The following is a 23854-nucleotide window of genomic DNA, read 5'->3' as shown; positions in this document are numbered from 1 at the left end:
GTACCCACCCCGGGCTGCTCGAGGGCCTGGCCGCGTTCACCGACGACACCCACGCCGCGCTGGGCGACCTCGGCTACGAAGGCGAAGCCGACCGGCTCACCGTGCCCATCAAACCCGTCCCCGGCCGCGGGCAGACGGTCAACCAGCGCACCGTCAACACCCTGCACTCAGCCCTTCGTGCTCTGGCCGAACGCGGAAACGCCCTGCTCAAGACCACCTTCGCCGCGTTGCGGCGAGTCACGCTATGTCCCTGGCGCACCGGCGCGATCACCGCAGCTGCGCTCGTACTACTCCACACCGAGTACGACCGCACGACATGATCAACCCGCTACTGAGAACACCTCAATGGCGCCCACGGGATGAAGCCGATCCCTTCGCGGGTGCAGTACTCCATCACGTCGGCCGAGCCGCGGTCGATGAGGTTGTAGCGGTTCTGCACCGTCGCGATCCGGGCGATCGCGCGGGCCTCCTCAAGCTGCTCGACACCGACCTGGGAGAGCCCGATCTCGACGATCTTGCCTTCGTCCTGGAGCGCCTTGAGTTCGCCGACCTGGTCGGCCAGGGGCACCTGCGGGTCGACGCGGTGCAGTTGGAGCAGGTCGATGTGGTCGAGCCCGAGGCGACGCAGACTCAGCAGTACCTGCTGACGCAGGTATTCCGGGCGACCGACCGGCGGCCAGGCCTGTGGGCCCAGCCGCATCGCTCCCTGCGCTGTGTCGACGACATCGGGTCCGTTGCGTGTGAGCCCGACCTTGGTCGCGATGACGACGTCGTCCGGGTAGGGGTACAGGGCCTCGCGGATGATGGCCTCGCTGACGTGCGGGCCGTAGGAGTCGGCAGTGTCGACGAGCTGGACGCCCAGCTCGATGGCACGTCGGACGGTTCGGATGCATTCGGCGCGGTCGTCGGGTTCGCCCCAGATGCCGCGGCCCGTGAGGCGCATACCGCCGAAGCCCAGTCGGGCGACGTCCTTGTCTGCGAGGCGGAAGGTGCCGGCGGCACACACTGTCGATGTCATGAAGTCTTCTTCGAGGAGAGGTCGGAGGAACCGGTGGAGGCATCGAGGTGCGCGGCGAGTCCGCGCAGACCTCGATGGAGGATGCCCTGACGCAGGCTCTCGATCAGGTCAGTGGCGTCGTCGGGGTGGGCGTTGACGACGATCGACCAGCCGATGAAGGTCGCGCCGATGCTGGTTACCGGGCGCAGCTCGAGGCGTCCCCGGTAGTGCTGCACCGGGTAGGGCGAGGTGACGATCTCGTAAACCAGGGACCGGTCGGAGTCGTCGAGGGCTGCCAACGATTCCACCACCGTCGCTCCGTCGGCCATGGTCAGCACCCGCACGGCGCGGCCCGCGGCGGGGGCGCCCATCGCACTGGCCGCGACCGCCGGCTGCCAGAGGGCGAGCCCGTGGAAGTCTCGGACGACAGCCCAGACACGGTCGACGTCGTGGTCGAGCATTGCGCTCGCGTAGAGCTCGGTCATCGTCCGGTGTCCGTCGTGTGCTCGTCGAGCCAGCGCAGGACCGGCTGTAGTGCCTCGTCGGAGTTGGTCTCGTAGATCAGGCCGTGCCCGTTGCCGAAGATTCCGTGGTCGGGCAGATGGACGTGGTCGACGGCCGCACCCGCGTGGCGCAGGAACGCGACGATGTCAGGGCCCGCGGCGGCGAACGGTGACGTCTCACCGGTGACGATCGCCACCGGGACCTCGCGCAATCCCGGGATCCGCAGTGCACTCGGATCGGCGGCACGCACCTCGTCCGGCGATGCGAGCGGCGGGTCGTAGGTCACCGGGGCTGCGGTCAGGCCCCAGTCCAGCGTGCCGATCCCCGGCGCCGAGGCGAATGCCGGACCCATCGGTTCGATCGAGACGATGGCGCGAACGAGGTCGTGGCGTCGGTCGGCGAGCAGCCACCCGTCGGGACCGGAGGCGGAGTGCGTCATCACCACTGCCGGCCCGACCCGATCGAGCAACGTGGTGAGCCGATCGACGTCCATCTCCTGGGAGTCGGCGAGGGCTGCGGGCAGGGGGTTGAACGGGGCGATGAACGCGTCGAGCCCGGCCTCGTCATCGCGGGCGATCGGCCAGCGGGTCTGGCGGTCGGCGGCGGAGTCGGGAAAGAAGACCGCGCGGCCCTCCTCATAGGGGAACGCCGGCCCCATCGTGCCCACCACCGACGGATGGAATGGTGAGCGTCCCTGCGCGGGCCGGTCGACGAGCAAGACGGGCCAGCCCGCCTCGACGAGGCGCTGGGCCCACCCGGGTCGTCCGTCGGGGGTGTCCATCCACTCGGTGCTCTGCATGACCCCGCCGTGCACGAGCACGATCGGACAGGGCTTCGTGATGTGCTCGGGCGCTTCCCAAGCGACGAACATCGGGCCGCGCTGGTAGGTGTGCCCGCGCTGGATCACTCGCTCGCCGGGGACCCAGAACTCGCCGCGGCGCGACGCGCGGACGGTCCTACCGTCCCAGGGCAGCTGGGATCGGACGTCTCTACGTGTGGTCATGTCGTCTCACCGTCCTATCGGGGATGTGGGACGACGCTAAGGAGCGTTCCGAGCGGTCGGGTAGTACTCCTGCACCCACCCGGAGGCCGCGGCACGGACACCGGTGGCGGCGATCGGGCACGTCCGGCGATCCAGGTCAGGTGGAGCCGTCTGCAGGGAGCCGGCTGAGGGCCTCCAGGCCCGCCACGGTGTCCTCGTTGGTGGCGCTGTAGGTCGCGAGGTGCAGTCCGCGTGCGCTGGAGATCGCGAGCGACTCGTAGTGCAGAGACAGCATGCCGGCCTCGCGGTGCTGCAGCACCTTGTCCACGCTCACCTTCTCCGCGACCTCGTAGCGTTCCCAGAGTCGGGCGAACTTCGCACTGCGCTGCTGCATTTCGCGCACCCGACTCGTGACGTGCTGGTCGTGTGGGAAGGGCGCCGACGCGACGCGCAGGTGGCTGACCGCGCCGCGTGCGGCCGCGTCCGGATCGCGGTAGAAGGTGGCGGCGGCCGGATCGAGAAAGATCATCCGGAGCAGGTTGTCGAATCGCTCGAAGCCGGAGTAGAGGGCCAGCGCAAGGTCGTTGGCCACGAGGACGTCGAGGGCCGGGTCGAGCACGAAGGCCGGAACGGCGGAGAGGGAGTCGAGCAGGCGCCGTACGCCCTCGGACACTTCCGTGGCTGGCTGCGCGTGGCCGGGTCGGGGGAGCCCGAGCTGGTAGAGGTGGGCGGCGGCGATGTGGTCGAGGTCGAGGGCCGAGGCGAGCGCCTCGAGCACCTGCTCCGACGGGTGGACCTCGCGCCCCTGCTCCAACCGTATGTAGTAGTCAGTGCTGATTCCCGCAAGCAGGGAGACCTCGTCGCGCCGCAGGCCCGTTACACGCCGGTCCGGACCGCGTATCAATCCCGCCTGCTCGGGAGTAACGAGGCTGCGACGCGCCCGAAGGAACTCAGCGAGGCCCCCGTTGGTGGCGGTCACGGTACTAGATTAGCTCTTGCATCGTCGTCGCCGTCTCAACAGCACCGGAACCGGTATCAGGCGCTGACCGAGCATCTGCGCGCTCACATCGCAGCGGTCGGGGGCGACAGCGTGAGTCGACTGTTCCGGGGCGAGCGCGCGGACGAGCTGCCGAAGCTCAGCCACCTGCGCACCTGGCGCAGCGCCCGGCGGCGCTGTTGAACGTCTACGCAAGGACGATCGACGGCCAGCAGGACGCCGCGCGTCGGCGCATCGACGCTGCGTTGGGCAGGGCGGCGGGCTGAGCAGACTTCGGGGCGCATTCGGGGAGAACACCCGCAACGAGCCATCCACGGCCGGTGACGGCCGGACACAACGAACGAGGCTCCTCACCCTGTTACAGCAGGTGAGGGGCCTTGTTCGCTGTCAAGCTTTGACGTGCCCCCGGCAGGATTCGAACCTGCGCTCCCGCCTCCGGAGCAGTGGAGCGTGCGCCGGAGAAGACATGTCCTGACCAGGCATGATGTAGATAATGATCGGGGGCGTCGGACGCATCTGGGAACGTCCTGGGAAAACCTTGCCGGATGGGCCGAGTGACAGAGTGACAGCCCTACCGGCCGTGTCACTCGAACTGTCACTCTCGTTTGTGCTGGTCAGGGGTGGTGTAGTGACAGAGTGACAGAAGAAGAGTGGGGAGACGTGCCATCGTCTGGAACCGTCCAGCCCGCCGCACCACCGTGCGGACGTCCGTCCCAGTGCTCCTCCGCGCTCGGCCGGGACCCCGGGTGGCATCCGGGGTCCCGTAGCGCCTCTGCGGAGGAGCAGAGGGCCGCGTACAGCCCGCTCGATCCCCCGGGTCGACGAGCGCCCGTCCACGCCCCTCCTGTTGCAGCGCTGTGGACGTTAAGGCGCTGGAACAGGAGGGGGCAGCAACGATGGGTCGCATCGCCGTACGGCCGGGCGCCGTCGAGTGACAGAGTGACAGTGTCACTGAGCCTTTTTCAACCTGACCGAGGACCCGCCGCGAAGCGGCGGCAGGGGCCCCGTCGGCAGCGGCCAGATCCCCGATGATGCAGGTCAGGCCGCCGCGCGGTCGCGGTCCGGGGAGGCCCACTCGACGGCTTGACCAGCACAAACGCCAGGTTGAAAAAGGCTCACTGGCCTGTCACTCGAACTGTCACTCTCGTTTGTGCTGGTCAGGGGCGGTGCAGTGACAGAGTGACAGAAGAAGAGTGGGGAACGGCACCTGACGGTCCGTGCCTGGCCGCGCGTCGGGGTATGCGGTCTCAGCGCCGTTCTGGTGCTGCGACAGCTCCGTGGCGCCACCTGAGTGGCAGGAGGCGTCTGCGGTGGTCTCAGGGCCCTGGACGGTCTCGTTCTGGAGACCGTCCTCGTTCGGGAGGGGAATCTATCGGTCTTCAACGGCCACCTCACCGGGTTCGTCGTCGTGCACGATCGTGACAACGACGGCGACTACGAGACCGTCGCCCATATCTGGACTGCGGTGGCCTGGCGCCGCCGGGGAATCGCTCGACGCCTGCTGGCCGAGGCACGCTCCCGCTTTTCCGTTACTGCGTTCGAAGAGCCTTACACTAAACGACGGATCTGTGCTTATCGACGCCTCACGGGACAGCTGAGATAGCGTTGGGGTGGCTTCGGTGCATCACCGTGCCGCCTCGCTGTTCTTCGCGAAGTTGGCGGCGAAGTTGGCCCACCACTCGCCGGGCGGGATTTCCTGCGCCGCGACCGCGAGACGCTTTCCGGTCTCGGTCACCACGGCCGCCGACATCGAGTCGACGAACGGTTGCACCTGCTGGTTGCCCTGGGCCTGGTACTCCCGTGCGGCAAGTAGGCAGTCAATCTTGTCGGCGTCGCGGGAGCAGCGTGCTTCTGGCGTCGCAGTCGGTTCCTTCGCACGCTCGTGTTCGTCGATCAGGGCGGCGATGTGCTCGGCGAGGACCGGCGGCAGCTCCGCCACTTGGTCGTGGGCGACGTCCTGAGCCGGGGGCGTCCGTACGTACGGCTTCCCCACGCTGGGGACGTCACCGATCCGGGTCTCCGGCATGTCGTGGAACAGGCCCAGTGCTGCCGCGCGGTCTGCGTTTGCGCCTTCGAGAGTGGCAATGACGTAGGCGAGAACTCCCACACGGAAGCTGTGCTCGGCTACCGATTCGGGATTCTTGACTCCTGCGAGCAGCCACCCGGAGCGGGGGAGTCGCTGAAGCTGGCCGGCCTCGTATGCGAACTTGGCGACGGCGTGCATTTCGTTGCTCAAATCGCACTCTCCACGAGGTAGGCCACCTGCTCCATGCGCTGTCGAACCTTACCGGTCAGGCCAGCATCGTCGCTGAGCGCGATCTCCACCGCTCGGCCGATGTGCCTCGCCTGCTCAGAGCTGCGGAGCAGGTCTCGCCGTGCCCTCAGGAGCGCCCACAGGGCATGCGCGCACAGCTCCCGGTACGGGGCCGTTGCAACCCCGGTCACGAGCGAGGCCAGGAGCCGGTCCCCGGACCACGTCGCCTGCTGACTGACCATGTCTCGATCGTCGGTCCAGTACGTGTCGTGCTCGCCGACCCAGTAGGCCCAGTAATTGAGATTCGCGATGATGAGTTCATCGCGCGCCAGTCCCTGGTCGATGAAACGTCGCAGCGGATCGAGGTCGCCGGAATGAGCACTCGCGACGGCCTGGGAGCGAGCCACGGCCCACGCCGGGGACCACATGCTCAGGTCGGGTAAGGCTCGGGTATCGCTCGTCGTCTGCTGTTGGAGCCACCCCTGTGTGGAGTTGTTCGACGCGACCAGGAACTTCACCTGCCGACGTAACATGGCCGTTCGCTCGGTGCCCGTTCCGGCCTGGTCCGCAGCATCACAGAGGTCCCGAGCGACGGCGTCCTGCACCGTGCTGGGCACGTACAGCCGGGTGCGGATCTCGCTGAGCTGCCGGGGCACCTCGCCGGTGAGCGGCCAGGCGAGCAGCTCGGTCAGGGTGCGGTCGGGAACGATGACCGACAGCGGGTGCTCAGGGCTCCCGACAGTCGCCAGCTCGCCGTAGATCGAGTCCGCCACGAGTGCCTTCTCGAACACGACGAGGAGCGAAGGGTCCGGGTTGTGGGCCCGGAGTCCTCGGTTGACGCGCTGGATCTCCGCGAAGCTCGCATTGACTAGCGGGCGCCGACCCGACTCCCACGCCTGCAGGGTGCTGACGCCCACGCCGAGCTGCTCGGCGAACCCCTCCTGAGTGAGCCCGACGCGGCCACGGATGGCGCCCAGAACGGCTCCTCCGAGTCGCCCGATCAGCTCACTCGCACCGGGAGTAGGGGTTCGGTCCTTCATTCCGTGCTTCCTCACGCTCGGCCGCGTCGAACTCGTACTCGCGGTCAGGGGTCTCGGCCCTGACCTGGCAATACCGTTCTGGTTGTCCGACAGACGGTAGGCACTGGGCCCCGGCGACGGGGGTGAATCGGAGAATCCGTGAGTAGCAGCTATCTCTTGGCCTCGACCGTCTCGACCCTTTCGCGTAGCTCGGCGACCTCACCCTGGAGGCGAGCCACGATCTCGCGCAGATCCTCGGGAGGGTCGTCCGGGAGGGCCCGGACGAACGTTCCGCGACCGGCAGCGGACTCCAGTACCCCCGCGTGCTGCATCTCCTTCACCGCGGCGTGCGCGGTCAGCTCGGCGACGCCGTAGTGCTCAGCGAGTGCCCGCAGGGACGGGATCTTGTCCCCCACCGGGAACTCGCCCGCTCGGATGCGTCGGACGAGGTCCGACCTGACCTTCGCACTCAGCGACTGAGCGCCTCCCTGATCGACCGCCACCAAGCCACGGTAGCGGCCAGCTAAGCCACCGCACAGCACCACAAACACCCCTTGACAGATCGAGCACCACAGAGCACCTTAATGTGCACTGAGGCAATCGGGAGGATGGCAGATGTACACCGAACGCCGCGACATGGCCGCGCTCCGACGGATCGATAGCGCACCCGAGGGCTGGGCTCCTGACGGCCTGACCTCGGACGTGATCGACGCGTTGCTGGGCGACGAGATCGCTCGGGGGCGTGAGATCCCGAGCCTGCACACCACGCGGGTCCTCCACCTGCCCCGCCGCGCTAGGCAGCTCGTCGGAGGTGAGGCGGCGTGATGCGGGTCGTGGATGCGCTCCGTCGTCGGGTGCTGGACCAGGTCCGGGGCGAGTTCTGGCACCGGTCCGGTGCCGGGGTGGCGCTGGTGGTGCTTACCGGGGTGTTCGTGGTTCTGGCACTGGGGGTGGCGGGTCCGCTGGACGGTGTGGCCGGCGTGTTGGTCGCGGTCGCGGTCGGGGTGGCGGGGGTCGAGACTGTCGAGGCGTTGGGTGGCGCGGTCGTGGGGTGGCGGGAGTGGCGTCGTCTGCGTTCCAACGACGGCTATCTGTCGGCGGTGGTGGAGGTTGTGGCGGCGCAGGAGCGGGCGGAGCTGGTTCTGCTCGGCGCCGAGGAGCCTCCGGCGGGTGCGCGGTGAGCGCCCGGCTGGGTTCGGTGGTGGAGCGGGCGGCGGCGACGGCGGCACGGGAGCGTCCGGCGCGGGCGGTGCGCCCGGGGTGGTGGGTCTACTCCTACGGCTCGACGGGTGGGGAGTGGGCGCAGGTCATCGCGATCGGCCTGTTGTCCAAGGGGTGGGTGCGGTTCGAGCTGCGTCATCTCGATGGCCGGCGCGGTCTGGTCGAGGCGTCCCCGTCGCATCCGACGTCGTGCCTGACGGCGTCCACGGCGCGGCGGGTCGGGATCACCGGGTGACGTTGGCGAAGCGGGTCCTTCGCTTCACGCGCTGACCCTCGGGGTGTGGGCCGGTCGGGACCGGACGGGTGCACCTCGTTGATCCACATAGGACAGACGAAGTAGGCAGAGGAGCGGGGCGATGGGTTGGTTGTCGAGTGCGGCGAAGGGTGGGGCTCGGGCGGGCCGGTCGGTGGTCGCGAACGAGTTGGCGGCGGCGGAGCACCGTCGGCATCACCGGCGGGGTCGTCACACGGAGGAGGCGTCGGGGCCGGTGCATTGCCGGTCGTGCGGGGTCCGGGTGCGGTCGGGGATGGGTGATGTGTGCTCGCGCCCGCGGTGCATGAAGGCGGCCGTGCGATGAGCACCGGGACGTGGGCGGAGCGCCGTCGTGAGGACCGCGCCGCTGCGGCGGAGCGGGCCCGTCGTGACGCCGATGCGGCTGCGGAGCGGGCGTTGCACGCCGAGGCGGTGCGGGCGGAGATCGCCGAGCGCCGCCGTACCGAGCAGGCCACCCGGGATCAGGTCGCCCGGACCGCGCGGGCCGAGCAGGCCCGCCGGGCCCGGACCGAGCGACGCAAGCGTGCCGGCGCTCGCCGGGCCGCGGTCGGGGTGTGGGCGGCTGCGCATCGGGTGGATCTGCTGATCTATCCGCTGGCGGTGGCGTCGGCGGTGATGGCGGTCCCGGCGATGGCCGCCTATGGCGTCGCGGTCTACGGGTCGTGGACCGGTGCGGTGCTGCCGGTGCTGTCGGAGTTGGGGATGTGGGCGTTCGCGCTGGCGGTGCAGTCGCGGCGCCGCACGCACCCGGGCGCCCCGCTGTGGGCGTTGCAGGTCGGGGTGTGGGCGTTCGCGGCCGTGGCCGCGGGCCTGAACGTCGCCCACGGCCTCGACGGTGAGCACGGTGGCGTGAGTACCGGGCTGGTGATGGGTGTGGTGTCGGTGGCCGGGGTGATCGCGCACCAGTTGGTGACCGCCGGGGCCCGCCCGGCCCGCAGGGCGCGCACCGAGCGGGCGGCGGAGCGGAAGCTGCGCGCGGCCCGGCGGGCTGCGTTGCGGGCCGCGGTCGCCGAGATCGACACCGACGGCGACGCCCGTCTGGTGCACGCCCCTGGGGTCTATCGGGTGCGTCGTGACCGGCTCGGCCGTCCTGTGCTGGCCCCGCACACCACGCCCGGTCTGCCTGTCGACGACGACGGCGGTGACCTGGCGGCGGAGGTGTCGGCGTGGCTGGCCGAGCAGAACCCGGGCCTGTTGAGCGTCCCGGTCCCGTCCGCTGACGAGCCCGCGGGCGGGACCGGGAACCAGCGCGACCCGGCCGACATCGGGACCGAGGACGACCGCCCCGGCGGGCACGGCGTCGCCACCCTCGACCGGCCGACGGGACCGACCGGTGGTGAGCACGGTCGCCGTCGTCCGCGGAAGGTGGCCCGGCCGCGGGCTCGCTCGATGGATGCGCTGCGCGCCGAGTTTGCGGCGGCGGTGGCGGCGGGGGAGGTCGATCCGTCGTCGGCGGAGTCGATCCGTACCGGTCTGCGCTGCGCCCCGGCCAGGGCGCGGGCGCTGCGTGATGAGCACCGAACCGACCAGTCCTGACCAGCGATGATCGAGGGGAATCGACCTGTGGACAGCAGCTCGCACGACCGGCACGACGAGATCGACACCAGCATCACGGACCAAGCCGTGATCGAGGGTCCGGCGCCGAGCGCGGCGGCCGGGCGGGGTGAGCACGGGCGGCGCCCGCCGCCCCGCGGGGGCCGAGCGGGTGAGCCGCTGGTGATCGACGCCGAGCCCGTCACTGAGGAGCCGGCCACTGGTGAGGTGGTGTCTGCTGATCGGGGGCCGCGCAAGGTCGCTCGACGGGCGGGTGGGCTCGTTCGGTCCGGGGTGCATGTGGTCACGACTGCTGCGGGTGGTCCGGCGCGGCGAGCGGGGGCGGCGGCGGTGGCCGGGGTGAAGGCGACCCCGAAGGCGACCGCTCGGGCCGCGGTGACCACGGTGGCCGGGTACGGCTCGCTGGTTCGGCGCGCGGTCGCGGCAGCGACCCACGGTGGGGTGCGCGAGCAGATCCGCGCCGCCCGCGCGGCCGGGGACTCCACGGCGGTGGCGGAGTGGACCGAGCGTCTGGACACGTTGAAGGGCCACCGTGCCCAGCGGATCAAGGAACTGCCTCGTCAGGTACTGGCTGCGCTGATGGTGACCGGTATCGCCGTGGCGGTGCTTGGTGTGCTGTTGCTCGCCGGTGGGGTCACCGCGTGGCTGGCGCCGGGCGGGTTCGGCTGGGGCTCGTGGTGGGACATGGTCGGTTTGGTGGTCCGGTTCGTGACCGCTGCGGTGACCGTCGCGGCCACGGTGGCGCTGTGGGTGGCCGGGCCGGCGCTGCTGCTGGCCGGGTGGTGGGAGGGGCGCCGCCACACTGCCGGCCCGGCGTGGCTCGCGACCAGCACTGACGCCGACCTTGACGCGCTGGTGGATGAGACCACGATCGCCCGTGCCCTGGACGCGCTGCGTATCGCCCAGATCAGCGCCTACTTGAAGGCGGGCACGCCGTTGCAGTTCCTCACCCCCGCTCGGGTCGATGGACGCGGTACCCATGCGGTGGTCCGGCTCCCGGCCGGGGTCACCGCCGACCGCATCGCGCGGCGCCGCGCGGACCTCGCGACGGGGCTGCATCGGTTGGCAAAGGAGGTGTGGCCGACCACCGGTACCGAGGCTGGGATCCTGGATCTGTGGGTTGCGGACAAGGGCGCTCTTGCCGAGGGCGCTGGCCCGTATCCCCTGCTCGACGACAGCGCGACCACGGTGGATGTGTTCAAGGGGGTGCCGTTCGGGCGGAACCTGCGCGGCACCCCGATGGTGGCGCCGCTGCTGGAGCGCAACACTCTCGCCGGTGGGATGCCTGGACAGGGCAAGTCCTCCGCCGCCCGGGTCCTCATGGTCGGGGCCGCGCTGGACCCGACGGCTGAGCTGCGGATCTGGGTGCCGGATGCGAACTTCGACTTCGAGGTTTTCCGGCCTCGCTGCTCGCGCTACGTCATGGGTGCCGAGGACGTGCGGATCGCCGAGATCACCGAGCACCTGCGGGAGCTGCACGCCGAGGTCCAGGCCCGCGGTGAGCTGCTGGTCCGCTACGAGATCCCCGCGGTCACCCGCGAGTACGCCTCCAAGGGCGTCGGGCTGCACCCGCTGTTCTGCCTGCTGGAGGAGGCTCACGTCGCGATCCAGCACCCCACCCACGGCGCCGAGGTCGCGAAGCTGCTGGTCGACATCGTCCGGCTCGGTCGTAAGCGCGGGATCCACCTGATCGTCTCCACCCAGGCCCCCACCAAGGACTCCATGCCCCGTGATGTGACCCGCAACTGCTCCAACGGCGTCGCGTTCGCCGTCGGGGACCACGTCGCCAACGACGCCCTGCTCGGCCAGGGCGCCTACACCGCCGGGCACCGCGCCACCGAACTGATCCCCGGGGTGGACCGCGGAACCGCGGTGGTCAAGGGGTTCTCCGGGCAGCGCTCGGAGATCGTGCAGGTCTACTTCCTGTCCGTCGACAAGGACACCCCCGCCGGGGACCAGGTCACCCCGCTCATCGAACGCGCCCTCGACGCCATCGAGCGCCGTGGGAAGGGCCTGCCCGGCGCCGGGCGCCCCGCTCCGCAGGCCGAGCCGGAGCAGCCGCGGGACCTGCTCGACGACCTCGACGCCGTCCTGGGTGCCGACCCGGTCCGCATCGCCGACGTCCCGGCCCTGCTCGTGCGTCACGCACCGCGCCACCAGCCCTACCGGTCGCTGACCGGCAAGGCACTACGCGCTCAGCTCGCGGCCGAGTTCGGGATCAAGGTGCCCTCCACCGGGAACCGCTGGCCCCTCGATCCCGTCACCGTCCGTGACGCACAGGTGCGGCGGGCGACCGCGGACCTCGACGACGACCACGACGGCGACACCGAACAGGAGTGAACCGGGTCCGGCTCGGCCGGCCGCCCCGCTACACGGCGCTTCCAGCCCGCCGGGCGGGCCCGGTTAACCCGGCTCACTCGATCACTCGACGCAGGTCAGCACGTCAGAGAGCCACAACCGGGCGGGAGTGAAGAACCTAACCCGCCCACCGCCACCTCACCCACCGACCTCACCCCAGCTCCATCACCCGACACCACGCCCACCAGGCCGGTGCCGCGACCCCGTCATGTCGAAAAACAGGAGCCCTCATGTCTACACACAGTCACCGAAACCCGAGCGACGTCGGCCGAGTGGACCGGGTCGCCGTCACCACGTTGGCCTCCGGCTGGCTGGAGGCGTTGTCGGGGTTCACCGAGTACACCTGCCTCACCGTGGCCTGTGTGGGCTGCGGTCAGCCTCACGTCGACGAGGACGACAACACGCTGCACCTCCCCAGCCGGGCCGCGGCGATCCTGCACGCCGACGCCACCGAGTTCTGGACGCTGGGACCGCAGGGCATGTGGTGCCCGCAGTGCCACTGGGACGCCCACGCCGCCGAACGAGCCGCCGCCGAGCGGGCCGTTGTCGAGGGGGGCTTGCGGTGAGCGCGGCGGGGGAGGAGCTGTGCCGGGTCGCGCTCGGGTTGGCTGGGCGGGGTTGGCCGGTGTTCCCGTTGCGGGCGGGTACCAAGCGCCCGGCGCTGCACGGGCACAGCACGTGCCAGAGGATCGGGCCGTGCGTGGCCGGGCACTGTGGGTGGGAGCAGCGGGCGACGACCGACCCGGACCGGATCCGCGCGGCGTGGTCGGCGGGGGTGTTCAACGTCGGTGTCGCGACCGGCCCGGCCGGGCTGGTGGTGCTCGATCTCGACACCGCCGAGCCGGGCGAGGTGCCGCCGCCGCGGTGGGCCGCACGCGGGGTTGTCGGCGGCGCAGGGGTCCTGGCCGTTCTGCTCGCCGACGCCGGGTGCGTGCTCCCGGCGACCTATGAGGTGGCGACCCCGTCGGGCGGGCGGCACCTGTATTTCCGCGTCCCGGCCGGGCTCGGGCTGCGCAACACCGCTGGCGAGACCGGGCGTGGGCTCGGGTGGAAGGTCGACACCCGGGCCGGTGGCGGCTACGTCGTCGCCGCCGGGTCCGCCACCCCGAGCGGGGTCTACCGCGCCGCCGACGACCATGCGCAGGCTGCCGCGCTGCCCGGTTGGCTGGCCGACCGGCTCGCCCCGCCCCCGCCCCCGGCTGTTTCAGCGGGTCCGATCCGGACCGGTGCCGGGCGCCGGGACCGCTACCTCGATGTCGCACTACGGGCTGAAACAGCACGGGTCGCCGGGGCGGCCAAACGCGAGCGCAACCTCAGCCTCTACCTCGCCGCGGTCGCCCTGGGGCAGCTCGTCGCGGGCGGCTCCCTGCCCGAACCGGAGGCGTGGTCGACGTTGCGCGGCGCCTGCGCTGGGCACGTCGCGCTCGGCGCGTACTCCGGCCACCAGGCCGAGAAGACGATCGCGTCCGGCCTACGGGCCGGGGCCAAGCGACCCCGACGGATCGAGGACGCCGCATGAACTCCCCACCACCCCCACCCCGACACACCACCGGCCCCACGATCGGGGCGCAGACGGCCACTGCGGGCGCCGTGAGCGCCTCCCAGAGCGGGCCCCGACGCGGGGGCTTCCCGGCGCTCGGTGCGGTGCCGACGCCGCCCCGCACGGCCTGGACGGCAGAGGAGCTGATGGGCATGGACTTCCCGACCCCGCGCTGGGCGGTGCCCGGGATCATCTGCGAAGGCGTGACCCTGCTTGCCGGACCGCCCAAGGTCGGCAAGTCCTGGATGAGTCTCGGGCTGGCGCTCGACATCGCCGCCGGGCGCCCGGCGTTCGGCCGGATCGACGCCGAGTCCGGTTCGGTGCTCTACCTCGCGTTGGAGGACACCCCGCGCCGGTTGAAGTCCCGCATGGAAATCGCGCTCGGCGGGCGGCCCGCCCCGGCCGGGTTGACCCTGTCGATCGCCTGCCCGCCGATGCCTGCCGGTGGTGACGTGCAGGTCGCGGAGTGGCTCGACAACCATCCCGACGCCCGCCTGGTCGTCATCGACGTATTCGCCAAGGTCCGCGGCAACCCCGCCCCCGGGGTGTCGGCCTACGACGCCGACTACGCCGCGATGACCCGGATCAAACGGGTCGCCGACCACTACGGCGTCGCCGTCGTGCTGGTCCACCACGTCCGCAAGGCCGCCGCCGAGGACTTCCTCGCCACCGTCTCGGGCACCAACGGGCTCGCCGGTGCCGCCGACGCGGTCCTGGTCCTCGAACGCGCCCGTGCCCGCGCGGACGGCGTCCTGCACGTCACCGGCCGCGACGTCGACGAAACCGACTACCCACTGGCGTTCGACCCGTCCGCGGGGGCGTGGTCACTGCTCGACGGCAACGCCGCTGACTACCAGATGCGCGACACCCGCTCGCTGATCATCCGCTACCTGCGTGACTACCCCGGCACCAAGCCCAAGGACATCGCCGCCGCCCTGGACATCGACGCCGGGACCGTGCGCCAGAACTGCCGACGCATGGAGACCGACGGACAACTCCGACGCAACCCCGCCGGGCAGTACTGGCCCGGCGACACCGCCTCTACAGCAGCGAGTGACAGCAGTGACAGCGGTGACATACCCGCCGTCGAACCACTGTCACTGCTGTCACTTCGTCACTCAACCTCCGACGACCAGGGAGAACACCAGTGACGAGCCCAGCTGGTCCGAGTGACAGCCGCGTGACCGCGGCGGGGCCTCACCTCTGTCACTCTGTCACTCGACCCGCGTTGACCTGCGGAAACATGAGTGACAGTTCGAGTGACAGGCCCTGCGGAGGTGTCACTCTGTCACTCGGCCTCCGCAGCCGGGCCGCGGCCGAAGCGCCCGCCTGCGGCGACGGTCGGGCCCCATCAGCGCAGACCCACCGCTGTCACTGTGTCACTCCACCCTGTCTGGCCCGCGTAAACAGCTGTGACAACCCGAGTGACACCCGCCCCGCGCTGTCACTCACCCCGGAGGTAAACCCCATGAGCCGGTCCGCCGCCCGCCTCACCGTCACCGACCTCTGCACCGAACTCGCCATCTCCCGCTCCACCTTCTACGACTGGCGCGCAAAAGGCCGCGCACCCCGCTGCATCAAGCTCCCCAACGGCGAGATCCGCATCCGCCGCACCGACTTCGAGAACTGGCTCGACACCCTGGAGGAGGCGACCGCCTGATGACCACCACCTACGACGTCCGCATCTGGAAAACCGACGTCTACAAGGGCAAAACCACCACCGCCTACACCGTCATGTGGAGAGTCGGAACCAAGCGGTGGAAGAAGCGGTTCCGGACCAGCGCGCTGGCCGACAGTTACCGTGCCGACCTGATCAGCGCCTCCCGCCGGGGCGAGGCATTCGACATCGAGACGGGACTCCCTGTCTCAGCGGCCCGTCCGGCACAGGTGGTCAACTGGCTCGACTTCGCCTGCGACTACATGGACATGAAGTGGCCCGGGGCCGCTGCGACCTATCGCCGCAGCATCTCCGAGGCGCTGACGGCGATCACTCCTGCGATGCTCGACGGGGTACGGGACGGGGCTCCCGACGGTGTCGCGATGCGGCGGGCGCTGCACCGGTGGGCCTTCAACACGGCACGGCGGGACGGGAGCCCGGCGGCGGTCCGGTCGGACCTCCGGTGGCTGAAACAGCAGGCAATGCCGGTCGGGCGGCTAGCCGAGCGGGCCGTCCTCCGAGGAGTCCTCGACGCGCTGGCGCAGCGGCTCGACGGCCGACCCGCGGCGGCGAGCGTCGTGAGCAAGCGGCGACGGGTGCTGTTCAACGTCCTGGAGTACGCGGTGGAACGGGAGCTGCTACCTGCGAATCCCCTGCCGACATTCAAGTGGACGGCACCGAAGGTCTCGACCGGCGTCGACCGGCGGACCGTCGTCAACCCAGTTCAGGCCCGCACCCTGCTCACCGCGGTGGGGGAGACGCAGCGGAGCGGGCCGCAGCTCGTGGCGTTCTTCGCGCTGCTCTACTTCGCCGCCCTCCGGCCGGAGGAGGCCGCGAACGTGCGCAAGCACAACCTGTCGTTGCCGTCGTCTGGGTGGGGGGAGATCTACATCGCCGAGGCGACCCCGTACGCCGGATCGGACTGGACCAATGACGGCGCACAGCGCGACGTCCGGCAGCTCAAAAACCGGGCGAGAGGGGAGGGACGGACCGTACCGACGCCGCCGGAGCTGACCGGCTACCTGAACCACCACCTGGCATCTCGACCGATCGGACCGGGCGGTCGGCTGTTCCCGGGGGAGCGGGTGCCGGAGCTGCCCAAGCTCACGTACATGCGGACGTGGCGTTCGGCTCGCCAACGGGCGTTTACCCAGGACGTCGCTGCCGGGCCGCTTGGCGCGACGCCCTACACGCTCCGGCACGCTTGCGTGTCCACGTGGCTGAACGGAGGTGTCCCGGCAACCCAGGTTGCGGAGTGGGCCGGGCACTCGGTGGAGGTGCTGCTGAAGGTTTACGCGAAGTGCCTCGACGGCCAGGACACCGTCGCGAGACAGCGGGTGGAGGACGCGCTCGGCGGTCGGTGACGGTGGGAACGTCCTGGGAACGGGGCGTGGGAACACCCTGGGAACGACCAGCCGCTGACGGCCACCCACAGCCGGTGACACCCGGACGCAACGAGAACGGCCCCTCGCCCTGTTTCAGCAGGTGAGGGGCCGATTTTCGCTGTTGGCACTCGTGGTGCCCCCGGCAGGATTCGAACCTGCGCTCCCGCCTCCGGAGGGCGGTGCTCTATCCCCTGAGCTACGGGGGCCGTGCGATGGGAGAACAGTAGCGCACGGTGCCCGGGTCCCCGGCACGGGGGCCCGGGCGTGATCAGCCCAGCGGCAGCGGCGCTGCTCCCCGTTCGGCGAGCAGCCCGCGCATCAGCTCGGCCTCGGAGTTCTGCGACGCGAGCATCTGGGCCGCGAGGTTGCGGACCTCGCCGGTGTCGGCGTGGTCGCGGGCGTACTCCAGCATCGACACCCCGCCCTGGTGGTGGCGGAGCATGAGCTGGAGGAACTCGACGTCCAGCGCCGTGCCGGGCGGGGTGGCGCGCAGCCGCGCGAGGTCCGCGGTGCTCGCCATGCCCGGCATCGTCGCGGTGCCGCCGGACATGCCCGCCATCCCGGCGTGCGCGGAGGAGCCCATCCAGGCCATGTGGCCACCGCTGGGCAGGCTCGGGGCGTCCCACAGGCCGAGCCAGCCCTGCATCCGGCCGACCTGCTGGTTCTGGGTGGTCTCGATGTCGAACGCGAGCTGGCGCACCCGCGGGTCGGTCGCGCGGTCGCGTTCCCAGGAGGCCATCTCGACGGCCTGGCGGTGGTGCACGGTCATGTCCTGGGCAAACCCGACGTCGACCGAACCCGGCTCGGGCACGAACGGGCCGAACGCGCCGCGCACCGCGAACCCGGCGACGAGCACGGCCACGAGCGCGACCAGGCCGAACGCGATGGCCGGGGGGTTGTTCCAGGGGGAGCGCTCCTGCTGCGGGGCGCTCACTGCCCGGGAGCCGGCGCCGGCGCGGGGGCGGGCGCTCCGGGGACGGCCGGGTCGGGGGCGGGGGCACCGCCCGGGGTCGCACCCTGGTTCTCGGGCAGGACGGTCTGCCCGTCGACGGCGGACTGCGGCGGGATCGGCTGGAAGGCCGGCGGGTTGTCCTGGTCGAAGCCCTGCGCGCCGAGTGCGTCGCAGGAGGCGCCGACCTCGGGGTGGGTGAACCGGTTGAGCCGCAGCGCGCGGATGAACTGGTCGATGCGCTCGTCGTCGGCGTTCTGGACCTTCAGCTGGTTGCCCCAGGACTGCAGCGAGATCGGGGCGTCGAGGCCCGGGTAGGGCGACATGACCGTGTACGGCTGGCCCTCGACCCGCTGGGCGAGCGCGGCCTTCCCGGCCTCGTCGAGGGTGTCGGGGTTGTAGGCGACCCACACGGCGCCGTGCTCGAGGGAGTGCACGAGGTTCTCCGAGCGGACCGGGTTCGGGTAGACGACGCCGTTGCAGGCGGCCCAGAACCCGTCGTGCGCGCCGCCGAAGGGCGGGCTGTGGGTGTAGGCGACCCGCTGGAAGCCGAGCACGTGCTGCAGGCCCGGGTACTCCTGGCTGACGATGCCGGGGATCGCGAGCGCGGGGTTCCGATTGTCCTCCGAGGGCTCCCAGGCCCGGTTCTGGTTGCGCTGCACCAGCGGGTAGACGATGAACGCCCCCGCCAGCAGCACCAGCACGGTGATCGCCGCGACCATGCCCCAGGGGAACTGGCGCTGGCCGACCGCGCTGGGCATCGACGGTCGCTTCTTGCCGGACTTGCCGCTGGCCATGGGGAGTCCTGTTCGTGGTCGGCGGGCGGTTTCGCCCGAGTCTAGGAAGGCGCCGTCACCGGCTCGCCCACCACCCGTAGGAGCGGTAGTCGGGGTAGGGCGCGAGCAGCGGGGCGACCGGGCGGGTGGTCACCGTGACGCGGTCACCGGTCACGAGCTCGCCGGGCACGGTGAACGACGCCTGCGCCCACGGCTGCGCGTCCGGCAGCGTCCACTCCCCGGCAGGGCGACCGTCCACGTCGACGGCGACCACCCGGGTCCGCTCGCCCGGCAGCGCGGGCCCGGCGCCGATCCGCCCGGTCAGGGTGACCGGCCGGCCGGGGACGGTCCCGCCGAGGGTGAAGGTCTCCCCACCGACGACGTGCCGGCCGCTGTCGGCGACGAGCCGTCCGGGTGCGACGACGGCGCGGTCCAGCACCGAGTCCGGCTGCACGCCGAGCACCGGCGGGTCGGTCGTCCAGCCGTGCGCGGCCTCGTCGGCCATGTCCCCGATGTTCAGGTGGTCGACGATCCGGCCGGGCACCGGCAGGTCCGGTGCCTGCGCGGAGTCCGCGGCGGACCAGTCCGCCCGCCAGATGCTGACCCGGTCGCAGCTGCGGTCGAGCTGGCAGGTCTGCGGCGCGGACGCCGAGATCGGCCGGGCCGGCCCGGCGAGCGCGAAGGTGATGACCGGCTCGGCGCCGAGCAGCCCGGCGCGGCCGAGGTCGGCGACCGGGACCCCGCCCCACCGGTCGAACACCGCGAACCACTGCGGCCGCTCGGGCCCGGGCAGTGCCCGCAGGGCCTCGTAGAGCGTCCCCGGCCCGTTCAGCGACGGTGCGGCCATCCCGTTCGTGGTCAGCCCGACCAGGTCGACGGTGCGGCGCCCGCCGAACCAGGCCGCGGCGCCGACGTCGTTGACGGCGTCGGCGTCGCCCGGCGGCACGTTGCCGGCGATCCACTGCGCGACGCTCACCGGGCCCTCCCGCATGGCCGACGCCTGCTGGCCCAGCCGCAGCGCCCAGGCCGGCGTCGCGGCGAGGGTGAACAGCAGCACCACCGCGAGCAGCCCGGTGCGCGCCGCCCGGTTCCCGACGAGCCCGGCACCGAGCACCACGAGCAGGAGCAGCAGCGGCAGGAACGGCTGCAGGTAGCGCAGGTCCTGCCACATCGCCGTGGTCAGGGTGGCGACGGCGAGCACCACCGACGCCAGCCCGCCGCCGAGCACCACCGCGAGGACGCGCTCCCGGCGCGCGGCCAGCACGGCGACCCCGAGTACGGCGAGCACCAGCGCGAGCGGCGCCAGCACGTCCTGCCCGGACAGCCCGGACAGCGACGCGAGGATCGCGGCGACGTTGCGCTGCACGTGGTCGGCGATCTCCAGCGGCTGGCGCAGGAAGCCGGTGTGCAGCCACGACTTGGCGAGCACGCCGTTGGCCTGCGACGTCCCGGTGAGTACCCGGTACAGCAGCAGCTGCCCGGCGAACACCACCACCGGCACGGCTACGAGCGCGAGCCGTCCCCACGGACGCCCCGCCCGCGCGGCCGGGCCCGGGGCCGGGCGCAGCAGCGTCCACGCCATCGCGGCGGTGAACGCGGCGGCGAGCAGGAAGCCCTCGGGCCGGGTGAGGGCCAGCAGCGCCGCGACCACCGGCGTCGCGCGGAACCGGGGACGTTCGCGCAGGTAGGACAGCAGCGTCCCGGTGGCCAGCGCCGCGAGCAGCCCCACCTCCATGCCGCTGGCCCCGCCCCACAGCAGCGGCCCGCACAGCGCGGTGAGCAGCCCCGCCCACCACCCGGCCGCGCGCCCGCCGAGCCGGGTCGCGGCGGCCGAGGTGAACCCCGCCGCACAGGCGACCCCGACGACCCCGCCCACCACCGCGACGGCGAGCAGCCACCGGCCGTCGAACCCGACCGCGTGCGCGGCGCCGAGCAGCACCATCCAGAGCAGGCTCGACGCGCCCGTCGTGATCTCGGCGCCGGGCTGGTAGCGCAACGGCTCGCCGTCGCCGAACTGCCGGGCGTACTGCAGGTGGATGTAGACGTCGTCGAGCGGCGGCACGAGGCTGCCCCGGTTGTAGCCGACCGACACCGCGACGAGGACCGCCCCGAGCAGCAGGGCGAGCGCCCCGGAGACGACGGGGGCGCGGGTACTCCGGTCGGTGGAAGGGGACGTCACGCCCCGCATCGTCGCCGGTCGGGGTGCGGATACCTGCATGAGGGTGTCGGGGGTCCCTCCGTAGAATCCCGCTGGTGAATCCCGACGTGCTCGCCGACCTGGTCCGTGACGTCGCGCGGGACGTGCTGCTCCGACGCGACCTGGACGTCTCCGCGCTGCCGGCCGATGCCGGTGTCGAGCGTCCCCGCAACCCCGACCACGGCGACTACGCCACCAACATCGCGCTGCGCACCGCCAAGAAGGCGGGTGTCAACCCGCGCGAGCTCGCGACCTGGCTGGCCGAGGAGCTGGCCACCCGCGACGGCGTCGCGAGCGCCGAGATCGCCGGGCCCGGGTTCATCAACCTGCGCCTGGCCGCCGACGCGCAGGGCGCGATCGTCGGGGAGGTCCTCGCCGCGGGCGCGGGCTACGGCACCGGCGACGAGCTGGCCGGGCGCAACGTGAACCTGGAGTTCGTCTCCGCCAACCCGACCGGACCGCTGCACCTGGGCGGGACCCGGTGGGCCGCGGTCGGCGACGCGCTGGGCCGGGTCCTGACCGCGCGCGGCGCGAAGGTCACCCGCGAGTACTACTTCAACGACGCCGGCGCCCAGATCGACCGGTTCGTCGCCTCCCTGGTCGCGGCCGCGAAGGGCGAGCCCGCCCCGGAGAACGGCTACGGCGGGGCCTACATCGCCGAGATCGCCCAGCGGGTCGTCGCGGCCGAGCCCGGCGCGCTGGAGCTGCCCGACACCGAGCGGGACGAGGTGTTCCGCCGGGTTGGCGTCGGCTTCATGTTCACCGAGATCAAGCAGAAGCTGGGGGAGTTCCGCGTCGAGTTCGACGTGTGGTTCCACGAGCAGTCGCTGCACGACTCGGGCGCGGTGGAGACCGCCGTCGCCGCGCTGAAGGAGAAGGGCTCGCTCTACGAGTCCGACGGCGCCTGGTGGCTGCGCTCGACCGACCACGGCGACGACAAGGACCGCGTCGTCATCAAGTCCGACGGCCGGCCCGCCTACATCGCCGGCGACATCGCCTACCTGCGCGACAAGCGGGCCCGCGGGTTCGACCTGTGCATCTACATGCTCGGCGCGGACCACCACGGCTACGTCGCCCGGCTCAAGGCCGCCGCGGCCGCGTTCGGGGACGACCCGGCCGTCGTCGAGGTCCTGATCGGACAGCTGGTCAACCTGGTCAAGGACGGCGTCCCGGTCCGGATGAGCAAGCGTGCCGGCACCGTCGTGACGATGGACGACCTGGTGGAGGCCGTCGGCGTCGACGCCGCGCGGTACTCGCTGGTGCGCTCGTCGGTGGACTCGGGCCTGGACATCGACCTGGACCTGCTGGCCAGTCGGACCAGCGAGAACCCGGTGTTCTACGTCCAGTACGCGCACGCCCGGCTGTCCTCGCTGGCCCGCAACGCCGCCGACCTCGGCATCACCCCCGGCGAGGACTACGGCCTGCTGTCCCACGCCCGCGAGGGCGACCTGATCCGCACCCTGGGCGAGTTCGGCGACGTCGTGCGGACCGCCGCCGAGCTGCGCGAGCCGCACCGGGTCGCCCGCTACCTGGAGTCGCTCGCCGGCGCCTACCACAAGTTCTACGACTCCTGCCGCGTCCTGCCCCAGGGCGACGAGGAGGTCTCCGACCTGCACCGGGCCCGGCTCGCGCTCTGCGTCGCGGCCCGCACGGTGCTCGCCAACGGCCTCGCGCTGCTCGGCGTCGACGCCCCGGAACGGATGTGACATGAGGGCACACCCCGCAGGCCCGATGCACGCGGGCCTCACCCCCGCGCCCGAGTCGGCCGGCCCCCGCCCGGAGAGCGCCGCGGCGCTCGACGAGCTGGCCCCGGCGGTCTGGCCGCGGCACGCCGCCCGCGGCGAGGACGGCGCGTTGCGCCTGGCCGGGGTCGACGTGCGCGATCTCGCCGCGACCCACGGCACCCCGCTGTTCGTGCTCGACGAGGACGACTTCCGCGGCCGCTGCGCCGAGTTCGCCGCCGCGTTCGGGGCGCACGCCGTGCACTACGCGGCGAAGGCGTTCCTGTGCACCGAGATCGCCCGCTGGGTCGCGCAGGAGGGCCTGTCGCTGGACGTGTGCTCCGGTGGCGAGCTGGCCGTCGCGCTGCGCGCGGAGTTCCCGCCCGAGCGGATCGCGCTGCACGGCAACAACAAGTCCCTCGCCGAGCTCGACGCCGCGGTCGAGGCGGGGGTCGGCGGGATCGTCGTCGACTCCTTCGACGAGATCGCCCGGCTCGCCGACGTCGCCGCCGCGCGGGACACCGTCGCGCCGGTGCTGATCCGGCTCACCGTCGGCGTCGAGGCGCACACCCACGAGTACATCGCCACCGCGCACGAGGACCAGAAGTTCGGGTTCTCCATCGCGAGCCAGGACCAGAAGGACTCGCCCGCGCTGGAGGCCGCCCGCCGCGTCCTCGCCGCGAGCCACCTGAGCCTGGTCGGGCTGCACAGTCACATCGGCTCGCAGATCTTCGAGACCGAGGGCTTCGAGGCCGCCGCCCGCCGCGTGGTGAAGGTGCTCGCCGACCTGCACGCCGAGCACGGCGGCGAGAACCTGACCGCGCTGCGGACGCTGGACCTGGGCGGCGGCATCGGCATCGCCTACCGGCCGGGGGACACCCCGCTGTCGATGCCGGCGCTGGCCGAGGAGCTGCGCGCGATCGTCAAGCGCGAGTGCGCCGCCTCCGGGCTGGACGTGCCGGCGATCGCGGTCGAGCCGGGCCGGGCCATCGCCGGACCGGGCACCGTCACCGTCTACGAGGTCGGCACCGTCAAGGACGTCCCGCTCGGCGGGTACTCGCGGCGCTACGTCAGCGTCGACGGCGGGATGAGCGACAACATCCGCACCTCCCTCTACGACGCCGAGTACGACGTGCGGCTGGTGTCCCGCGCCAGCGGGCGCGACTCGGTGCCCGGTGGGGAGGCCCCCGTGCTGTCCCGGGTGGTCGGCAAGCACTGCGAGTCGGGTGACATCGTGGTGCGCGACTGCTGGCTGCCGGCCGACCTCGCGCCGGGCGACCTGCTGGCCGTCGCGGCGACGGGGGCCTACTGCTACGCGATGGCGTCGGGCTACAACCGGCTGCCGCGCCCCGCTGTCGTCGCGGTGCGTGACGGGGTCGACCGGACCCTGTTGCGACGCGAGACACTGGAGGACCAGTTCCGTTTCGAGGTGTGAGCGCAGCCGGGTGAGAACCACCACCCGGACCCGT

Annotated in this window: 23 protein-coding genes, 1 tRNA gene and 1 pseudogene; 14 read left to right on the top strand and 11 right to left on the bottom strand. The window is 71.7% G+C overall.

Going from position 1 to position 23854, the window contains the following annotated elements:
- Positions 1 to 320: pseudogene (locus Ae331Ps2_RS33025) on the top strand (transposase family protein); the annotation flags it as partial.
- Between the two features lie 8 nt (positions 321 to 328).
- On the opposite strand, the gene Ae331Ps2_RS04645 reads toward Ae331Ps2_RS33025, so the two are convergent.
- The 4 genes from Ae331Ps2_RS04645 to Ae331Ps2_RS04630 form a co-directional block, all read right to left on the bottom strand.
- Positions 329 to 1006 (bottom strand): aldo/keto reductase, encoded by a 678-nt coding sequence (locus Ae331Ps2_RS04645; RefSeq protein WP_349289809.1) that lies wholly within the window; start codon positions 1004 to 1006, stop codon positions 329 to 331.
- A gap of 8 nt (positions 1007 to 1014) precedes the next feature.
- Positions 1015 to 1482 (bottom strand): SRPBCC family protein, encoded by a 468-nt coding sequence (locus Ae331Ps2_RS04640; RefSeq protein WP_075310462.1) that lies wholly within the window; start codon positions 1480 to 1482, stop codon positions 1015 to 1017.
- Positions 1479 to 2504, bottom strand: coding sequence for a lysophospholipase (locus tag Ae331Ps2_RS04635; protein ID WP_233147647.1), 1026 nt, complete (start codon positions 2502 to 2504; stop codon positions 1479 to 1481). Before Ae331Ps2_RS04635 ends, Ae331Ps2_RS04640 begins: the two co-directional genes overlap by 4 nt.
- 136 nt (positions 2505 to 2640) lie before the next feature.
- Entirely contained in the window at positions 2641 to 3462 is an 822-nt protein-coding gene (locus Ae331Ps2_RS04630; RefSeq protein ID WP_075310464.1) for a helix-turn-helix transcriptional regulator, read from the bottom strand.
- A gap of 1309 nt (positions 3463 to 4771) precedes the next feature.
- Between Ae331Ps2_RS04630 and Ae331Ps2_RS34135 the strand changes: the two genes are divergently transcribed.
- Positions 4772 to 5083: a GNAT family N-acetyltransferase gene (locus tag Ae331Ps2_RS34135; RefSeq protein WP_075310466.1), complete on the top strand. Its 312-nt coding sequence runs from the start codon at positions 4772 to 4774 to the stop codon at positions 5081 to 5083.
- A gap of 21 nt (positions 5084 to 5104) precedes the next feature.
- Here Ae331Ps2_RS34135 and Ae331Ps2_RS04620 read toward each other — a convergent pair whose 3' ends face one another.
- The 3 genes from Ae331Ps2_RS04620 to Ae331Ps2_RS04610 form a co-directional block, all read right to left on the bottom strand.
- Positions 5105 to 5704 carry an HD family hydrolase gene (locus Ae331Ps2_RS04620; RefSeq protein WP_075329691.1) on the bottom strand — a complete coding sequence of 200 codons (600 nt, stop codon included), beginning with the start codon at positions 5702 to 5704 and terminating at the stop codon, positions 5105 to 5107.
- 8 nt (positions 5705 to 5712) lie between these two features.
- Positions 5713 to 6774, bottom strand: coding sequence for a helix-turn-helix domain-containing protein (locus Ae331Ps2_RS04615; RefSeq protein WP_075310470.1), 1062 nt, complete (start codon positions 6772 to 6774; stop codon positions 5713 to 5715).
- Positions 6775 to 6923: 149 nt separating this feature from the next.
- Positions 6924 to 7256, bottom strand: a complete 333-nt coding sequence (locus tag Ae331Ps2_RS04610) for a GntR family transcriptional regulator (RefSeq protein ID WP_158071531.1) — start codon at positions 7254 to 7256, stop codon at positions 6924 to 6926.
- Between the two features lie 112 nt (positions 7257 to 7368).
- Here Ae331Ps2_RS04610 and Ae331Ps2_RS04605 point away from each other — a divergent pair, with 112 nt between their 5' ends.
- The 10 genes from Ae331Ps2_RS04605 (at position 7369) to Ae331Ps2_RS04560 (ending at position 16721) form a co-directional block, all read left to right on the top strand.
- Positions 7369 to 7578, top strand: a complete 210-nt coding sequence (locus Ae331Ps2_RS04605; RefSeq protein WP_075310472.1) for a hypothetical protein — start codon at positions 7369 to 7371, stop codon at positions 7576 to 7578.
- The gene (locus tag Ae331Ps2_RS04600; protein ID WP_139318941.1) at positions 7578 to 7934 is read left to right on the top strand and encodes a hypothetical protein; all 357 of its coding nucleotides are present in this window, start codon (positions 7578 to 7580) and stop codon (positions 7932 to 7934) included. Before Ae331Ps2_RS04605 ends, Ae331Ps2_RS04600 begins: the two co-directional genes overlap by 1 nt.
- Positions 7931 to 8209 carry a hypothetical protein gene (locus Ae331Ps2_RS04595; protein WP_075310476.1) on the top strand — a complete coding sequence of 93 codons (279 nt, stop codon included), beginning with the start codon at positions 7931 to 7933 and terminating at the stop codon, positions 8207 to 8209. Before Ae331Ps2_RS04600 ends, Ae331Ps2_RS04595 begins: the two co-directional genes overlap by 4 nt.
- A gap of 339 nt (positions 8210 to 8548) precedes the next feature.
- Positions 8549 to 9784, top strand: coding sequence for a hypothetical protein (locus tag Ae331Ps2_RS04590; RefSeq protein ID WP_075310478.1), 1236 nt, complete (start codon positions 8549 to 8551; stop codon positions 9782 to 9784).
- Positions 9785 to 10141: 357 nt separating this feature from the next.
- Positions 10142 to 12142: a cell division protein FtsK gene (locus tag Ae331Ps2_RS04585; RefSeq protein ID WP_175581825.1), complete on the top strand. Its 2001-nt coding sequence runs from the start codon at positions 10142 to 10144 to the stop codon at positions 12140 to 12142.
- A 290-nt stretch (positions 12143 to 12432) separates the two neighbouring features.
- Positions 12433 to 12726 (top strand): hypothetical protein, encoded by a 294-nt coding sequence (locus Ae331Ps2_RS33020; RefSeq protein WP_075310482.1) that lies wholly within the window; start codon positions 12433 to 12435, stop codon positions 12724 to 12726.
- Positions 12723 to 13679 carry a bifunctional DNA primase/polymerase gene (locus Ae331Ps2_RS04575; protein ID WP_337819573.1) on the top strand — a complete coding sequence of 319 codons (957 nt, stop codon included), beginning with the start codon at positions 12723 to 12725 and terminating at the stop codon, positions 13677 to 13679. The genes Ae331Ps2_RS33020 and Ae331Ps2_RS04575 overlap by 4 nt, the downstream gene beginning before the upstream one ends.
- A gap of 71 nt (positions 13680 to 13750) precedes the next feature.
- Positions 13751 to 14851 carry an AAA family ATPase gene (locus Ae331Ps2_RS04570; RefSeq protein ID WP_075310483.1) on the top strand — a complete coding sequence of 367 codons (1101 nt, stop codon included), beginning with the start codon at positions 13751 to 13753 and terminating at the stop codon, positions 14849 to 14851.
- Between the two features lie 317 nt (positions 14852 to 15168).
- Complete coding sequence (locus Ae331Ps2_RS04565; protein WP_075310485.1) at positions 15169 to 15360, top strand: AlpA family transcriptional regulator; 192 nt, start codon at positions 15169 to 15171, stop codon at positions 15358 to 15360.
- Entirely contained in the window at positions 15360 to 16721 is a 1362-nt protein-coding gene (locus tag Ae331Ps2_RS04560) for a tyrosine-type recombinase/integrase (RefSeq protein ID WP_075310487.1), read from the top strand. The genes Ae331Ps2_RS04565 and Ae331Ps2_RS04560 overlap by 1 nt, the downstream gene beginning before the upstream one ends.
- A gap of 152 nt (positions 16722 to 16873) precedes the next feature.
- Here Ae331Ps2_RS04560 and Ae331Ps2_RS04555 read toward each other — a convergent pair.
- From Ae331Ps2_RS04555 to Ae331Ps2_RS04540, 4 genes are all read right to left on the bottom strand, one after another.
- Positions 16874 to 16948: transfer RNA gene (locus tag Ae331Ps2_RS04555), tRNA-Arg, on the bottom strand.
- A gap of 62 nt (positions 16949 to 17010) precedes the next feature.
- Entirely contained in the window at positions 17011 to 17676 is a 666-nt protein-coding gene (locus Ae331Ps2_RS04550; RefSeq protein ID WP_075310489.1) for a DUF305 domain-containing protein, read from the bottom strand.
- Positions 17673 to 18488: a DUF3105 domain-containing protein gene (locus Ae331Ps2_RS04545; RefSeq protein ID WP_020626016.1), complete on the bottom strand. Its 816-nt coding sequence runs from the start codon at positions 18486 to 18488 to the stop codon at positions 17673 to 17675. Before Ae331Ps2_RS04545 ends, Ae331Ps2_RS04550 begins: the two co-directional genes overlap by 4 nt.
- Positions 18489 to 18543: 55 nt before the next feature.
- On the bottom strand, positions 18544 to 20646 hold the full coding sequence (locus Ae331Ps2_RS04540) for a hypothetical protein (protein ID WP_075310491.1): 2103 nt from the start codon (positions 20644 to 20646) through the stop codon (positions 18544 to 18546).
- Positions 20647 to 20720: 74 nt separating this feature from the next.
- Here Ae331Ps2_RS04540 and argS point away from each other — a divergent pair, with 74 nt between their 5' ends.
- Both argS and lysA read left to right on the top strand, forming a co-directional pair.
- Positions 20721 to 22370 carry an arginine--tRNA ligase gene (gene argS / locus Ae331Ps2_RS04535; RefSeq protein WP_075310493.1) on the top strand — a complete coding sequence of 550 codons (1650 nt, stop codon included), beginning with the start codon at positions 20721 to 20723 and terminating at the stop codon, positions 22368 to 22370.
- Position 22371: 1 nt separating this feature from the next.
- Positions 22372 to 23820, top strand: a complete 1449-nt coding sequence (gene lysA, locus Ae331Ps2_RS04530; RefSeq protein ID WP_075310495.1) for a diaminopimelate decarboxylase — start codon at positions 22372 to 22374, stop codon at positions 23818 to 23820.
- The last annotated feature ends 34 nt before the right edge of the window (positions 23821 to 23854 follow it).

Source organism: Pseudonocardia sp. Ae331_Ps2 (assembly GCF_001932405.1).
GTDB lineage: Bacteria > Actinomycetota > Actinomycetes > Mycobacteriales > Pseudonocardiaceae > Pseudonocardia.
The sequence above is the reverse complement of the archived record's forward strand: the minus strand, read 5'-3'. Positions and strand labels throughout refer to the sequence as shown.